Source organism: Shewanella sp. SM55 (genome assembly GCF_025654025.1).
Lineage (GTDB): Bacteria > Pseudomonadota > Gammaproteobacteria > Enterobacterales > Shewanellaceae > Shewanella > Shewanella oncorhynchi.
Genome location: NZ_JAKKRS010000003.1, coordinates 171,253 through 185,209, shown reverse-complemented (window position 1 = coordinate 185,209; position 13,957 = coordinate 171,253). Strand labels below are relative to the sequence as shown.

Sequence of the window (13,957 nt, the reverse complement as noted above, 5' to 3'; positions counted from 1 at the left end):
GATAATGCCAATAGCGGAGCATTATCCCACCCCAGACCCTTAAACGTAAAAATTGACGAGACCATTAAAGTCTCGCCAATCAGTTAAATCGAATAAATGAAGCAAAGCTTACTCTGCCTCAAGCTTACCTTAGCGTGACGCTGAAGTTAATAACCCGCGGCGTGACCATCCTTGCGACTCTCAGAGGCCGCACGATATACGCCGGTTTCGGCATTAAATCCAATGGCTTGATAGCCACCAAACTCCCCAAGTCCATCACGCAGTACATGGCCTTTCTTAATCAACTCACGACGGGTTTCTACCGGAAAACCTGATTCCAGACTAACGTAGCCGCCATCATTCATCACTTCGCCTGTGGGCTCGGTTGAACCCATATGCAAAATTCTGGGGGCATCGCCCGCTTCTTGCAAGTTCATTTTAAAATCAATCAGATTCATTACAATCTGCGCGTGCATTTGTGGCTGAGTCGCGCCGCCCATCACCCCAAAGCTCAGCCAAGGTTTACCGTCTTTGGTCACAAAAGCCGGAATAATGGTATGGAATGGACGCTTGCCCGGTGCGTAGGTATTAAAACGCCCTTCCGTTAAATCAAACATCTGCCCGCGGTCTTGCAGCACAAAGCCGAGATCCGGCGGTGTCATCCCTGACCCCATACCACGGTAATTACTCTGAATGAGTGACACCATGTTGCCATCTTTGTCGGCGGTAGTCAGGTACACAGTATCGCCATGTTGCAACGCCGGATTACCCGCATCGACACTCTTGGCGGCTTTTGTAGGGTCAATCAACTTAGCGCGATCATAGTTATATTTCTGTGAGATAAGCTCAGTAACGGGCACTTTATTAAAGGCCATATCGGCATAAAACTTAGCTCTGTCGGCAAAGGCGAGTTTCTTTGCTTCGACAAATAAATGGACATATTCAGGACTATTAAAGCCCATGGCAGCCACATTAAAGGGTTCCATGGTTTTTAAGATTTGTAGCGCCGCAATGCCTTGACCATTAGGTGGCAGTTCCCACACATCGTAACCACGGTAGTTCACCGAAACGGGATCTATCCAGTCGCTAGTATGGCTCGCTAAGTCATCATAACTTAAATAACCACCTTGAGATTTCATGTACTTATCGATACTTTTGGCGATATCACCTTTATAGAAAGCATCGCGGCCGCCCTTGGCAATTTTCTCATAGGTGTTAGCAAGCGCGGGATTTTTAAAAATTTCCCCTACGGCAGGCATCTTACCATTAGGCATATAGGTTTCTTTAAAACCGGGGAATTTTGCGAGTTTTTTACCGCTACCCTCAAAATAATAAGCAATCAATTCGGAGACAGGGAAACCATCACGGGCGTAATGAATTGCAGGCGCGAGGTTATCGGCCATAGCTAATTTACCAAACTTATTATGCAGCTCGTACCAACCGTCCACAGTGCCCGGTACAGAAACCGGCAAGGGCCCAAGCGGCGGTAAATAGTCTAATCCGAGGGATTTAAGCTTTTCTAAACTTAAGGATTTGGGACTGCGCCCCGATGCATTAAGACCATAGAGGCGTTTATCTTTTGCGCTCCAGACGATAGCAAATAAGTCCCCACCGACACCCGAGCCCGTTGGCTCGACTAACCCTAACATGGCGTTAGCGGCAATCGCTGCATCGACCGCACTGCCGCCCTGTTTGAGTATATCAATAGCGACTTGCGTGGCTAAAGGCTGACTGGTCGCCGCCATCCCTTGGGTTGCATACACTTCTGATCGCGTTGCGAAGGCTTTACCTGTGATCCTATCCATGGCCATCACTCCTGAAGACGATATTGCCGTTGCTACAATAACGAGGGTGCAAATTGAATTTATTGTTTTTATCATAATTCCTCCAAAACCGGAGGATAAAAGTAGCAAGGATGGTCGAAAATATCACCAACCAATACCACATAGACCCAAGTTTAACGTAAGCAAAAATGTCGTACTTTAGTTGGCTATGTCATATCAGCATTGAATAAATACTCATCGCTTAGATTGGGTCCCCACAGTTTGAATATGCTGAAGATTCAAACAACACGAGCGAATGCGGCTCAGTCGTTACCCCAACCTTTTGACCAATACTTAGCTGCATCATTTGGCTACGCACCTCCACATAATAAGCATGGGAAGCGGCCTCAATTTTGACCCAATAATGACAAAAGGCGCCTAAGAAACGTCGCTCAGTGATAGTACCAACGCCCTGTTCATCGGCGCTGAGCGTCAATTGCTGTGGTCGCAAGAATACTGTTCCGCTGAACTCGCTCGGCAAATTTAATGGCGTGAGGCTGGTTAAATGACCTATGGGAGTGACAACACTGTGCCCATCAAACACTGCTGCAGGTAAGTAATTACCGCTACCTAAAAAGTCCGCCACATAGCGGCTGTTTGGGGCGGCATATAAAGCTTCGGCACTACCATGCTGCACTATGATGCCTTGATTAAAGATGGCTAAAGTATCTGCAAATACAAAGGCTTCATCCTTGCTATGAGTAACAAACACCGCGCTGACATTACGCTGTTTTAAGATGCTGCGAATTTCCGCCATCATCTCGTAGCGCACTTGGGCATCAATATTGGAAAAAGGCTCATCGAGCAGCAATAACTGCGGCTCATAGGCAAGTGCCCGCGCAATCGAAACTCGCTGCTGCTGACCGCCAGATAATTCATGGGGATAACGCTGTGCCAACCCTTCAAGTTTGACCAAGGCTAGCATTTCATCCAAACGTGCCTGACGTTCTGCGCCCGACAATCTAGCCACCCCAAAGAGGATATTTTCCGCCACAGTCAAATGAGGGAAAAGCGCATAGTCTTGAAAAATCATGCCGATGCCGCGCTGCTCGCTAGGTACAAACTGGCTATTGCCACTCACTATGCGGCCATTAATCTGGATTTCACCTTGGCTTATGGCCTGTAATCCAGCAACTGCACGCAATAAGGTCGTCTTGCCACAACCGCTTGGGCCTAACAACGCCAGAATTTCCCCTTGGGCGAGCGTTAAACTCAAACCTTTAAGTACTTGCTGGCCCTGATAATCGCTATGAATTTGCTTAAGCTTGAGCGTACTTGTCATCAGCTGTGATGCTCCAATGAACGGTTTAAATAAATAAGCGGCACTAAACCCACCAGTACAATCACAATAGCAGCTAATGCGCCGTGCTCGAGTTTTTCATCGGACGCAAACTGGAATACATAAGTTGCAAGATTCTCAAAGCCGATAGGCCGCAGCAATAACGCAGCGGGCAGTTCCTTCATGCTTTCGATAAACACCAATAAAGCGCCCGCAAATAATCCCTTAGCAAGTAAAGGCAAATGCACCCGCCGCAAAAGTTGCCGAGGAGTTTGCCCCATGGTCAGACTCACCATGTCTAGCGATGGCGAGATGCGTTTATAACTGCTTTCAACACTGCCAATCGCAATTGCCACGAAACGCACACAAAAAGCAAAAATCAATGCCATCACACTGCCTGTAAGGATAAGACCAGGACCTGCTATGCCGACAAGATCCGCCAGATCGTTAATCGCAAAATCTAACATAGTTAAAGGCACTAATACCCCAATAGCCAGCACAGTGCCAGGTAAGGCATAGCCCGTAGAAGCTAACCGTGAGGGCAAAGCATCACTCTGTCTTGGGCTTATCCGGCGAACGAACATAAGCAGTAAGGCGATTAAGCAACAGAGTAAACTGGTGATCAGCGCTAGACTGAAGCTGTTAAGACTCAATTGCCAAAAACTCTTATCCCAGCTTTGTTCAAAGTAACCAATCGCATAGGATAATAAAATCCCGAAAGGTAACAGAAAGGCTAATAGCAATAGCATGCCGCAAAAGCTGAGTGCGACCAAGGTTTGAGTCATCGAGAGTCGATACAAGTCAGTGACTTGTATACGTGATTGTTTTTGGAATAACTGCTGTTTACGACGGGCAAAACGCTCAAATCCAATCAGACTAAATACCACCAGCAAGATAATCGCCGATAACTTAGCGGCGGCGGTCAAATTGCCATAACCCAACCAAGTGTCGTACACGGCTGTCGTTAAGGTAGGCACGGCAAAATAGTTAACCGTTGCAAAATCAGCGGCCGTCTCCATCGCCACTAAAGCCACCCCAACGGCGAGCGCAGGCCTTGCCATAGGCAAAGATAAACGCCAAAAACTTTGCCACGGTGAACAGCCCATAATGCGCGAAGCATGTGCCAAACTTAAGGATTGCTCCATAAAAGCGGTACGCGCCAAGAGATAAATATAGGGAAACAATACCAGCGACAACATACACGCCGCGCCGCCTAAGGTACGAATATCGGGGAAGAAATAATCCTGCGGTGAGTCCCAGCCAAATATCGAACGAAGACCGCGCTGCACTGGCCCCGCATAATCGAGTAAATCGGTATAGACGTAGGCGACAATATACGCAGGCATAGCGAGGGGCAATAATAGCGCCCATTGCAAATATCGCCTGCCGACAAATTCACAACGAGCCATCAACCAAGCGCAGGGTAAAGCGAGTAATAACGCCCCCAGACTCACCCAGAAAATCAGCAATAAACTGTTAATGATATATGTCGGCAGAACCGTTGCCATCAAGTGCCCAAACACGGCTTCGTCAGGCTGAAAAGCTTGAAATATCAACGCAAATAGTGGCAATACCAGCAAGGCAGCCACGGCATAACCAGCAAGCGACCAGCTTCTGGCTAATCCTAAAATCATGTCAATCCTTAAAACATCACAGCGCCAATCACTGGCGCTGATAACCTAAATCTGCATTTTGTCGCTAGCACTGGAGCTAGAGATCAAACTGCACTTCATCTAATAGCTTAACCGCCGCTTGGTGATATTCTGCCAACTTAAAAATGGGCAATTGATCTGACTTAAACTTACCCCATGAAGCCACTAAAGATGAAGGTGCCACATCGGCTTTCACTGGATATTCCATATTCACATCGGCATAGGCCTTCTGAGCCACATCGGCGGATAAGAACTCCATCAATTTGATCGCATTGGCTTTATTAGGCGCATGGCGAGTGAGTACCATACCAGACACATTCACATGGGCACCGCGGTCAGCTTGGTTCGGGAAGTTGAGCGTCACAGCTTCGGCAATCGCCTTTTGCTCAGGATCCTGCAACATATTGCCGTAATAGTAGCTATTACCAATGGCGATCTCACACACACCTTCTTTTACTGCGGCAATTTGCCCCCTGTCGTTCCCCTGAGGTTTGCGGGCTAAATTAGTTTTCACGCCTTGTAACCAAGTTTTTGCCTCAGCTTCACCGTGATGAGCAATCATAGATGCTACTAACGCTATGTTGTATGGATGTTTACCACTGCGAGTACAAATCTTTCCTTTATATTTGGGATCGGCTAATTCTTCATAGGTCAATTGCTGCTGGCCTAAACGATCCTTGGCTGTATAGAGATTTCGCACCCGCATAGTCAGGGCATACCACTGGCCGTCGGGATCGCGATACTGCGCAGGAATATTACTCTCTAGCAGGGGATTTTTGACTGGAGAGGTTAGATCTTTATCCACTAATTCAACTAAACGTGAAAAATCAGACGTCAGCACAAGATCCGCTGGGGATAAACGGCCTTCACGGACGAGACGCTCGGCAATACCGTCTTTAGCAAATACCAAATTCACACCTATGCCAGTTTCTTCGGTGAAACGCGTCAGGATAGGCTCCACTAAGAAAGCTTGACGATAAGAATAAACGGTTAATTTATCATCTGCATTCGCTGAATGCCCAACCGACATTAACCCAAAAACAGCCGCGCAAGTTACCCATTTCATTACCGAATTCTCCCCAAAGTGATGACGTGTTCAGCAAAATTTGAACACTAACGCATTAATGATAATGCTTATCAGTTTCGCAAGAGTAATAGATACGGAACTTGAGAGCAAGCAGCTAATTAACTTTATGTTTTTAATGGTATTAATCTGAAAATTTGAGATTATCTCAAATCAAACTAAACTGAACCTTAATTTGATAAAAATGCTTTCAGGAGGCGTTATGTTAACTGTTTTGCTGCTAGGCGTAGCCGCAATTGCGCTATTTGGCTTATTCAAACTCAATACTAGTCCCAAAAGACATAAACACTCTTCTCAAGCTGCAGATCCCAGTATTAATAAAACTCACAGTTTTCACAGTGTGAGCATAGTGAATAACGGCAGTTGCTGTGAGCAGATTGAAGCGCTTTCTGGAAAACGATTTTTATCGAAAGATGCGCCCGAAATTCCGATGGAAGAATGCACTATGGCAAACTGCCAATGCCGCTATCAACACCATGAAGACAGGCGCCAACTAGGCAATGATCGCAGAGTAGAATATGGGGTTACTCGTGAGTTATTCGGCGCTTTTGGTGAACAAAATCGCCGTGATAGGCCAAGAGGAAGACGCGCAACCGACGGTTGAGCATCCTCTGCGGATTATTGGGGACGAGTTTGAATAAATGCAGGTAAATCACGCATTTCACTGAACCAAAGTGCTGTCGCAGGTGCAACCTTACGCCAATCTAGCTCTGGATGTCTAAAATCCACATAATCGAGTAAGCAAATCAAGGCTAATTGCGGTGCTTGAATCGTGGTTTGGGTGATCACAGTTTGAAGCTCAATCTGCATAAGGCCGCGCAGCAGTGCTTGTTCAAAACGTGCAGTCCAAAATACTGACCTCACGCCTTCTTCTTCACGCATTTGCTCTTGGCGTAATTTCACCGCGCTATCGATTAAGCCTTTAACTAAAGAATACTGACACTCCAGCACCCAGTTATTATTTGAGATCCCAAACATCTTACGATCGCCAAACTCTGCATCTAGGTAACGCATGATCACTTCACTATCGAATAGTGCTACACCATCGTTGGTAATAAGACATGGGATCTGTCCTAACGGGTTAGCATCGAGTAATTCTGCGCTGTTTTCAAAGGGATTAACTAACTGCTCTTCAATATTGTTAATCCCTAGATACTGGATTAAGGCTCTTACACAACGGGCATAGGGCGAAGCTTGAGAACTTAACAACTTCATCAAAAATTTCCTTTTGTTTGCATTAAACGCTATGGCTTTTTAGGGGCAAGAACGGCAACAAGTTTACTCTCGCCTTCTATGTAAAATTGAGATTACCAGTATTTTTCAACGGTAATTTGCCCAGGAGCACGGCGTAAATTCTTCACCAACCCTTTATCGAGTAAAGCGGCTTGCGCACCATTAATCATACCCGGATTGCCGCAGATCATAACTTGAGAGTCAGCTGCGTTTAAGGTTAGTCCTGCCTTTTTTTCGATTTCACCCGAGACTATTCCCTCGGGAATGCGGCACTGTAAAGCATCGGCAAAGGGTTTACGGGTCACACTCAAGACTAATGTAAATTGTTCAGGGTATTTGCGTTCTAAATTACGCAGCTTATCAAGATATGCCAAATCCTGTGCCTCGCGCACGCCATACACAAGCACGACTTTTTCAAAACGCTCCCAAGGTTCATCGGTGTCGAGCATAGACAAAAATGGCCCTACTGCTGTTCCTGTGGCTAAAAACCACAAATGCTTCCCTTGGAGTTCACCCTTAGGAATTTCAGCTAAGGTCATAAAACCAGTCGCGGTTGAGGTAATTTCAATTTCATCGCCTATTGCAAGGTTGTGTAATTGAGGCGATAACAGGCCATCCTCTACCGCAACGGCGAGCACCTCGGCATAGGGTTTATCGGGAGAATTAACTAAGGAGTAGGCTCTAGCCACACGCTTATCATCTTGCATTTGACTTAACTTGATAAACTGACCAGGAATAAATGGAGCTAACTCGGCAGCAATGCGCAATGAGAATAACTTATCACTCCAATCAATACGTTCTATCACTTGTCCCCTAATCCACATAACTTGCCCTCAAGCGAAACGTTAAATAGGCTTCCAGCATAGACTTTTTTCTGCACAACAAAAACCCCTTATATAAGGGGCTTATGACTATAACGCTGAATATAGAACTGAAAATACTGAGGTATTAACTCGGACTCTATGCTGTCTCATCAGTCTTCTTGTTAAAGCTATCTCTAAAGGCTTGCAGCCCCTCTTGCACTAAGCTGTAGGTTTTATCGACACCATCGGCAATATCACCCTGCAATACTTTAAGGCCGGACAGAATATCTTTAGCCTCTTTAAAGCCATTGTCGATGGCACCGCCAATAATCCCCATAAAGCTATCGAGTTGATCACTTAGACTCATACCCGAATTTTGTTGTTGGTGAATGCTAAAAAACTGCGTCGCAAAACTCACGATACGATCTGCAGTCGCTTCTGGAGAAGTATCTACGCCATTATCGTAAGCCGTCTGAATCGCGTTCTCGCCCATAGTGGGCGCTAATTCTTTATTAATCGACTCTATCGCTGCGCGATAAAGCAAGGCCATAGACTGATCGCCTGACTTGATATTCACATCTTGCTGTGCCGATAAAATCGCTTGATTCATCAGCTGCTTGCTCGTTTGCTGCGCAGTTTGCTTCGAGGTTACTTCTGTGGCTTTCGCGTCCTTCGAATCACTCACTTCGGTGCCCTTAGACGCCGTGTTTTCAGCATATTTTTTCTGTGGCAAAGGAGTACTTTGCACTTGAGGGGGTTTATTGATTTCCATGATGACTATCCATTCAATTCGGGTCGACTTAATTATCGACCAAAATTTAACCAGCTTTAGTAATTTTTAGAATTGAAGTACCATCTGACCACAAGGCCATGATAAGGCCCACATAAATTAAGTGGGTTCATTCTTTAATAAGGTGCATAAAGCGCCAACCCACCGCAATGCAGATCATTACTATCGCTGAGCTTAGACATAAGCCAATAGAAAAGGATGTTACACCATGGCAGCAGGCCGCAGTTTGAGTCATTTCCGCTTTCACGAGTTTACACTAATCCTTAAGCACTATTTTAAGCATAATCTGGGTATCAATATAAAACGCTTTAGCCTGCTAACAAGCCTCGTCATATTCACTTGCCTCGGCTTTACTCCCATTAGCCAAGCTCATGCGGAGAGCAGACTAATTATTTTAGTCAGACATGCGGAAAAAGCCGACACGCCAGCCAATAACCCGCAGTTATCACCCAAGGGAGAAATACGCGCAGCATCACTGATCACTGCCTTGAGCCGCACGCCGCTGTCGCAACTTATTGCGACTCAATACCTAAGAACCCAACAAACACTCGCGCCCATCGCCGAGGCTCGCCATTTACCTGTGACGATAGTAGAAGCAGCCAAACCTATCGAAGGACATATTCAACACATTGTCGAACAAGTGCATGCTGTAAAGGGCAATACACTCATCGTTGGGCATTCAAACACTGTCCCACTGATCATTAAAGCCCTTGGCGGACCAGAGATCCAAGCGATCAGCGAAGATGACTATAGCCAGCTGTTTTTACTCTCTCTTAATGATGACCAACCTGCGAGCTTGATCGCCACCCGTTACGGACAAGAATAAGGATAAATAACATGAGTGAACTCAATTGGTTTATGTGGGGACTCGATCTATTTTCAGGGCTGTTTTTGATTGTAATAGGACTCGCTGTACTCGCGGTTATTTACATGTATATCGCAGATAAAATGCAGACCAAACAAGCGGTAAGACATAACTACCCAGTAATTGGTCGCTTTCGGTATCTGTTCGAGAAACAAGGCGAGTTCTTTAGACAATACTTTTTCGCCCAAGACAGAGAAGAACTGCCATTCAACCGTGCAGAACGCAGTTGGGTTTACCGCGCGGCTAAAAATGTCGATAGAACTATCGCCTTTGGTTCAACTCGCCCCTTAGATAATGCTGGTACCATTATGTTTATGAATACCGCCTTCCCAACCCAAGATGAAGAGATCACACCCATTCATCCACTGACAATTGGCACCAATTGCCGCCAACCCTATACGACTCAAGCTATTTGTCATATTTCAGCCATGAGCTTTGGGGCTCTATCGCGCCCAGCAATTACCGCCCTTTCCCACGGTGCAGCGCAGGCGGGTTGCTGGCTTAACACAGGTGAAGGCGGCTTGAGCCCTTATCATCTAAAAGGTGGCTGCGATATCGTCTTTCAAATTGGAACAGCCAAATACGGTGTACGTAATGAGCACGGACATTTAGACGATGAAAAGCTCAAGTCGATAGCCATTCATCCCGAAGTCAAAATGTTTGAAATTAAAATGAGTCAAGGGGCTAAACCGGGTAAAGGTGGCATTTTACCAGGGATCAAAGTCACAGCTGAAATTGCCCATATCCGCGGTATTCCTCAGGGTTATGACTCTATTAGCCCTAATGGTCATATTGAATTCAAATCCGTGAACGATATTTTGGATATGGTTGAACGAGTACGTGAAGTTACCGGTAAACCAACGGGCATTAAGGCCGTACTCGGTGACGTACAGTGGCTCGAAGATTTATGTGATGAAATCGAACGTCGTGGCGAAGACTCTGCCCCCGACTTCTTTACTTTAGACAGTGCCGATGGCGGCACAGGCGCTGCACCACAACCTTTAATGGATTATGTCGGATTACCACTGAAGGAAAGCTTACCAATCCTAGTTAATGTCTTGATCCAACGAGGCTTGCGTAAACGCATCAAAGTCATCGCTTCGGGTAAACTCATAGTGCCATCAAGAGTCGCTTGGGCTTTAGCATTAGGTGCAGACTTCATCGCATCGGCCCGCGGCAATATGTTCGCCCTAGGTTGTATTCAAGCCTTACAGTGCAATAGAGATACCTGCCCAACGGGCATCACAACGCACAATCCCAAGCTACAACAAGGACTCGATCCTAGGGATAAATCGGCTCGTGTTGCTAACTATAATCATAATTTACACCATGACTTAGCCTTAATTGCGCACTCTTGCGGAGTGACAGAACCAAGACAACTCAAACCCTCACATGTCCGAATTGTACTCGATAGCGGTTTATCCATTTCACTCGATAAATACTATGCACATATGGATAAGTAGCCGCGAACCCTCGCGGTTAATGGCGAATACAACTTTCGTTTATATAGGGTTTACATAAGGTATATTTGAATGCGTATCACAAAAGAGGTAAGATCCGTGACGTGAGACATTATTCAAATGTCTTACCCACAATTGAACTTAAGGAAACACTTTGAAATCTAGCTTCGTAAGCCAACTGCCCGCCAGTAAAACTGTAAGCACTAGCTGTAAGAGCTGTAATCGCCTGACCGAGATCGAAGGTGAACTGGTGTGTTTTCGCGAAGGGCAGATCATTCGACTCACTTTGATAGATGAGTCAGTACCTAAATTGAATCTTTTATGTGAAGGTTGGAAAGCGGGGAAGCTGAACGGCGTAGCTTAATTCAGTCATATTTTATCTCTGGAGTCTCTCTAGAGCATCAAGAATAGAGGCTCACCTCTATTCTCGTACGTTCTCACCTAAACTGTACTAAAGCACTAGCGAACACACCTAACGCATACCCATAAAGTCACTTGTCGGCGCGTTCATATCGCGGATCACACCTGCCAGCACCATTTCTGGATTGACTTTAGCCAAGGTAAGTCGCCGAGTTGTAACCAACAGGCCCGCATTCAATTCAGCATGAATACGTTGCAATGAATCATAATCAACACCACGTTTTTTCAATGTCGCCATGATGGCATACCAATCAGTGGCGACTTTTTCTTCTTTGCCTTCAATATTAGCTCTCAGTGTAATATTTTCCATGCCAGATCTCTTCCGATTGATGTGTTGGCATTGAGTATAGAGAGCCGAAGCTGAATAAAGACTGAACTGTATTACGCTATTAACTGCTCAGAGGAGTATGTTGTTGCTCATTTTGTATCCGCCATAATTTGGCATAGAGACCATTTGCCAACAGCAAAGTCTGATGATTACCTTGCTCAACTATTTCTCCTTGGCTTAATACGACTATTTGATCGGCATCGACTATGGTCGATAACCTATGAGCCACCACTAGGCTAGTGTGCCCCTTAGCGACTTCCCGCAGTGCCGACAAAATAGCTTGCTCGGAGCGACTATCGAGTGAAGATGTCGCCTCATCAAACACCAGCACTGGCGAGCCCTTCAAAATGGCCCTTGCTATCGCGACACGCTGTTTTTCTCCGCCAGAGAGTTTTAAGCCGCGCTCACCCACCTTTGTGTCCCAACCAAGGGCCAGTGATGCAATAAATTGCTCTAAGTGCGCCAGTTTAATCGCGTTACGCACCTCTTCATCCGTCGCGCTCGGGCGACCATAACGTATGTTTTCGACTAATGAATCGTTAAACAACACGGTATCCTGCGGCACTATGGCGATGGCACGCCGGAGCGCATCTTGGGTGAGATGGCGGATATCTTGTCCATCGATTTTAATCGCACCTTGGTCCACATCGTAAAATCGAAATAGCAGTTTAATCAGGGTCGATTTACCTGCGCCACTATCACCTACAACAGCCACCTTTTTACCGGCTTCAACCTTAAAGCTCACGTCCCGCAGAATTTGCCGCTCATCGTAGCTGAAATTAACATTTTCAAATATCAACTCACCCTTAGTGGGTTGAAAATCGAGTGCTTGGGGTAAGTCGACTATCATAGGATGTTTATCGAGCAGGCTAAACATGCGCTCAATATTGGCTAACGCGCCGCGAATTTCGCGATATACAAAACCTAAGAAGTTAAGGGGTAAAAAGAGCTGCATCATAAACGCATTAATCAACACAAAATCACCTAAGGTCATATCGCCATAGGTAACTCGGTAAGCCGCCAGCGCCATCATAGCAGTCATAGCCAAAGCGATAATCACAGCTTGTCCACCATTGAGCGCAAACAAAGATAAGCGGTTTTTACGTTTAGCGACTTCCCACTGTTCAAGCGCTTGGTCATAGCGCTGCGACTCATACTTCTCATTATTAAAATACTTTACCGTTTCATAGTTCAGCAAGCTGTCGATGGCGCGGGTATTCGATAACGAGTCAGCCTTGGCCGCATCACGTACATACTCAGTACGCCATTCGGTCGCGACCACAGAAAAAATAATATAAGCCAGCACAGCAACAAAAGTGATTGCCGCAAACGCAATGCCGTAGTTATAGAAGAAAATGCCAATCACCATGACAATTTCGAGCAAGGTCGGCACTATGTTGAACACCATAAAACGCATGAGGAAACTCACGCCGCTGGTGCCGCGTTCAATATCACGGGAGAGGCCGCCGGTTTTGCGCTCTAGATGAAAATCGAGGTCAAGTCGGTGTAAATGGTCGAATACTGCTAAGCCTAAACGGCGGATCGCCCGCTCGGTTACGCGGCCAAACAAGGTATCGCGGATCTCCCCCGTAATCGCCGTTAGTAAACGTACCGCACCATAGGCCAACACTAATCCTACGGGCACACTGAGGGCTTGCGCGGTTTTATCGGCATCTAAGGTGTCGACCAAATGCTTCAGAATAAAAGGTAGAGCCACGCTGGTCAGCTTAGCGATGATGAGGCATGACATCGCCAGCGCAATACGGCCTTTGTATTCCAATAAGTAAGGCCAAAGCAGTTTCATGACGTGCCAGTTTAATTTATCGACTGGACCTTCAAAATATAACGTTGGGCGCATAAGACATAACCTTGAATGAGTTATGCCAATTGTAACAGTTCACACCGAACATAAGCTAAGCGAAACTAGCAAAGTCTGAATAAAATCAATCAGATTTTCCTGACAGACAAATAGACTTATTCACGACATACTCATCTGCTATTTTGATTGTATTTAAAGCCAAAACATCATACTTACGCATTACACTGGCGTATTCACAATAAATGAATTTATACTAATTTGTGTTCAGGCATGTACCGTTTTACTTAACCTCAGAGCCGTATGTAAGAGGATAAGAGTGCAATGGAAGAAGACTTGGCACAAAGTTGCTGCTGTTGATTATTTTTGCCGTTTTGCCCAAAATGCCATGGAGGCGGTTATACAAATCAATAGAATTTGTTAAC

Annotated in this window: 13 protein-coding genes; 4 read left to right on the top strand and 9 right to left on the bottom strand. The window is 45.8% G+C overall.

All coding sequences use genetic code 11. The annotated features are described in order from the left end of the window. Positions 1-146: 146 nt before the first annotated feature. The 4 genes from ggt to L5L91_RS06165 all read right to left on the bottom strand — a co-directional run bounded on the left by ggt (position 147) and on the right by L5L91_RS06165 (position 5,799). Positions 147-1,859, bottom strand: coding sequence for a gamma-glutamyltransferase (gene ggt / locus L5L91_RS06180; protein WP_263235911.1), 1,713 nt, complete (start codon positions 1,857-1,859; stop codon positions 147-149). Between the two features lie 145 nt (positions 1,860-2,004). Next, a complete protein-coding gene (locus L5L91_RS06175) occupies positions 2,005-3,084 on the bottom strand; it encodes an ABC transporter ATP-binding protein (protein ID WP_173496716.1) in 1,080 nt (359 codons plus the stop codon). Further along, positions 3,084-4,715, bottom strand: coding sequence for an ABC transporter permease (locus tag L5L91_RS06170; protein ID WP_263235908.1), 1,632 nt, complete (start codon positions 4,713-4,715; stop codon positions 3,084-3,086). The genes L5L91_RS06175 and L5L91_RS06170 overlap by 1 nt, the downstream gene beginning before the upstream one ends. 76 nt (positions 4,716-4,791) lie before the next feature. After that, positions 4,792-5,799 (bottom strand): Fe(3+) ABC transporter substrate-binding protein, encoded by a 1,008-nt coding sequence (locus L5L91_RS06165; protein WP_113939101.1) that lies wholly within the window; start codon positions 5,797-5,799, stop codon positions 4,792-4,794. Positions 5,800-6,019: 220 nt separating this feature from the next. Here L5L91_RS06165 and L5L91_RS06160 point away from each other — a divergent pair, with 220 nt between their 5' ends. After that, a complete protein-coding gene (locus tag L5L91_RS06160; protein WP_212599677.1) occupies positions 6,020-6,421 on the top strand; it encodes a hypothetical protein in 402 nt (133 codons plus the stop codon). Positions 6,422-6,435: 14 nt separating this feature from the next. Here the strand turns inward: L5L91_RS06160 and L5L91_RS06155 are convergent, their stop codons facing one another. From L5L91_RS06155 to L5L91_RS06145, 3 genes are all read right to left on the bottom strand, one after another. Next, the gene (locus L5L91_RS06155; protein WP_263235907.1) at positions 6,436-7,032 is read right to left on the bottom strand and encodes a glutathione S-transferase N-terminal domain-containing protein; all 597 of its coding nucleotides are present in this window, start codon (positions 7,030-7,032) and stop codon (positions 6,436-6,438) included. A gap of 92 nt (positions 7,033-7,124) precedes the next feature. Then, complete coding sequence (locus L5L91_RS06150; RefSeq protein ID WP_105250220.1) at positions 7,125-7,874, bottom strand: ferredoxin--NADP reductase; 750 nt, start codon at positions 7,872-7,874, stop codon at positions 7,125-7,127. Between the two features lie 136 nt (positions 7,875-8,010). After that, a complete protein-coding gene (locus L5L91_RS06145; protein ID WP_263163574.1) occupies positions 8,011-8,625 on the bottom strand; it encodes a DUF5610 domain-containing protein in 615 nt (204 codons plus the stop codon). A 226-nt stretch (positions 8,626-8,851) separates the two neighbouring features. Between L5L91_RS06145 and L5L91_RS06140 the strand changes: the two genes are divergently transcribed. From L5L91_RS06140 to L5L91_RS06130, 3 genes are all read left to right on the top strand, one after another. Further along, on the top strand, positions 8,852-9,469 hold the full coding sequence (locus L5L91_RS06140; RefSeq protein WP_263167803.1) for a SixA phosphatase family protein: 618 nt from the start codon (positions 8,852-8,854) through the stop codon (positions 9,467-9,469). Between the two features lie 11 nt (positions 9,470-9,480). Continuing rightward, entirely contained in the window at positions 9,481-10,971 is a 1,491-nt protein-coding gene (locus tag L5L91_RS06135; protein ID WP_105250223.1) for an FMN-binding glutamate synthase family protein, read from the top strand. Positions 10,972-11,122: 151 nt separating this feature from the next. After that, positions 11,123-11,332 carry a hypothetical protein gene (locus L5L91_RS06130; RefSeq protein ID WP_105250224.1) on the top strand — a complete coding sequence of 70 codons (210 nt, stop codon included), beginning with the start codon at positions 11,123-11,125 and terminating at the stop codon, positions 11,330-11,332. Between the two features lie 108 nt (positions 11,333-11,440). Here L5L91_RS06130 and L5L91_RS06125 read toward each other — a convergent pair whose 3' ends face one another. Together L5L91_RS06125 and L5L91_RS06120 are read right to left on the bottom strand one after the other, a co-directional pair. Beyond that, the gene (locus L5L91_RS06125; protein ID WP_105250225.1) at positions 11,441-11,698 is read right to left on the bottom strand and encodes a hypothetical protein; all 258 of its coding nucleotides are present in this window, start codon (positions 11,696-11,698) and stop codon (positions 11,441-11,443) included. Between the two features lie 79 nt (positions 11,699-11,777). Beyond that, positions 11,778-13,574 (bottom strand): ABCB family ABC transporter ATP-binding protein/permease, encoded by a 1,797-nt coding sequence (locus tag L5L91_RS06120; RefSeq protein WP_263182490.1) that lies wholly within the window; start codon positions 13,572-13,574, stop codon positions 11,778-11,780. Positions 13,575-13,957: the final 383 nt, after the last annotated feature.

Coding starts and splice junctions, on each gene's coding strand:
- L5L91_RS06175 (WP_173496716.1), bottom strand. CDS start 3,084: ATGACAAGTACGCTCAAGCTTAAGCAAATTCATAGCGATTATCAGGGC.
- L5L91_RS06165 (WP_113939101.1), bottom strand. CDS start 5,799: ATGAAATGGGTAACTTGCGCGGCTGTTTTTGGGTTAATGTCGGTTGGG.
- L5L91_RS06145 (WP_263163574.1), bottom strand. CDS start 8,625: ATGGAAATCAATAAACCCCCTCAAGTGCAAAGTACTCCTTTGCCACAG.
- L5L91_RS06155 (WP_263235907.1), bottom strand. CDS start 7,032: ATGAAGTTGTTAAGTTCTCAAGCTTCGCCCTATGCCCGTTGTGTAAGA.
- L5L91_RS06150 (WP_105250220.1), bottom strand. CDS start 7,874: ATGTGGATTAGGGGACAAGTGATAGAACGTATTGATTGGAGTGATAAG.
- ggt (WP_263235911.1), bottom strand. CDS start 1,859: ATGATAAAAACAATAAATTCAATTTGCACCCTCGTTATTGTAGCAACG.
- L5L91_RS06160 (WP_212599677.1), top strand. CDS start 6,020: ATGTTAACTGTTTTGCTGCTAGGCGTAGCCGCAATTGCGCTATTTGGC.
- L5L91_RS06170 (WP_263235908.1), bottom strand. CDS start 4,715: ATGATTTTAGGATTAGCCAGAAGCTGGTCGCTTGCTGGTTATGCCGTG.
- L5L91_RS06125 (WP_105250225.1), bottom strand. CDS start 11,698: ATGGAAAATATTACACTGAGAGCTAATATTGAAGGCAAAGAAGAAAAA.
- L5L91_RS06140 (WP_263167803.1), top strand. CDS start 8,852: ATGGCAGCAGGCCGCAGTTTGAGTCATTTCCGCTTTCACGAGTTTACA.
- L5L91_RS06120 (WP_263182490.1), bottom strand. CDS start 13,574: ATGCGCCCAACGTTATATTTTGAAGGTCCAGTCGATAAATTAAACTGG.
- L5L91_RS06135 (WP_105250223.1), top strand. CDS start 9,481: ATGAGTGAACTCAATTGGTTTATGTGGGGACTCGATCTATTTTCAGGG.